A 333-nucleotide genomic window follows, 5' to 3' on the forward strand; every position below is an offset into this window, starting at 1 on the left:
CAGAAAATAATGCTAATTTAAATGGCCTTAAAGTAAAACAAAGCATACAAAAGGCTTGGGCAAATGCTTATTCTAAAAAACGAATTTATGAAGCATACGCCAAAATAGACTCTGTTTTTTCTGGATTAAATAAAGCTATAGATTTACGATACGAAACTCAAGCTATATCTAAATTAGAATACAGTGCTACAGCAAATCAAGGTAAATTAATAACACTACAAAAAGAACAGGCATATACTAGTTACCAAATGGCTTTACAAAATTTAAACCAGTGGTTATTTTCTAAAGAACAATACGATGTTGCTACAATAAACTTAGATGATTTTGATGAAC

General features: G+C 29.4%; 1 protein-coding gene. It reads left to right on the forward strand.

Annotated features, from left to right (window positions below):
* On the forward strand, nt 1–333 hold a 333-nt coding region (locus ACVC2P_RS08265; protein ID WP_452598002.1), incomplete at both ends, for a hypothetical protein.

The organism is Pontimicrobium sp. MEBiC01747, from assembly GCF_053601635.1.